The following is a 623-nucleotide window of genomic DNA, read 5'->3' as shown; positions in this document are numbered from 1 at the left end:
CCGTTGATGCTGCCGGGGGCGTTACTTTTCTGTCGCACCGAAACGACATCGATTCCATTGGCGGCATAGTCGATCCGTGTTTCGCGATTGAGCGGGTCGACCAAACCCGTGATGTTGCCTCGGTCATTGTAGGTCGTGCGCTGCAGTTGCGTGACGCCGTTGTCCATGACACGGCCGATGATGGACGGTTTATCCAGCGTGCCACTGAAATAGCCGCTACTGCCGGGGGTGTTGTACCAGAGGCGTCGCTCAAGGGGTTGTTTGAGGCTTTCGAGCACCCCTGCGCTTTGGCTGGTGTTGCCCAGCAAGTGGAACCAGTGCTTGATGCGGGCACGGGTGTAGTTGCCGGCTGCCTGAGCGTAAGCGTCCTTGTCCCAGTAAAAGGTGTTTCGGCCATTGATGTAGCGATTGTTGATGCTCATACCCGAAGGGACCGGCGTGTCGCTTCCCGGGATACCGGGGGCCTGATGGCGGTACTCGACACGTTCGACGAAACCCAGGGGGTCGGTGATGTTGAGCCAGCGGGTGGTGCCACTTTCGCCAAAGGCAAACTGCGTCGTCCCGTACGGTGTCGTCATCGCCGTGATGAAGGTGGCGCTGTTGTACGTAAAGGAGGACGTGAG

The 623-nt window shown here is 59.1% G+C and carries 1 protein-coding gene; it reads right to left on the bottom strand.

Features of this window, described 5'->3' with window-relative positions:
* The coding region (locus DNK49_RS24225) for a hypothetical protein (RefSeq protein ID WP_207807110.1) at positions 1–623 on the bottom strand (623 nt) is incomplete at both ends.

Source organism: Parazoarcus communis SWub3 = DSM 12120, from assembly GCF_003226565.1.
Classification (GTDB): Bacteria; Pseudomonadota; Gammaproteobacteria; order Burkholderiales; family Rhodocyclaceae; genus Parazoarcus; species Parazoarcus communis.
This window is presented reverse-complemented; position numbering and strand designations above follow the sequence as displayed.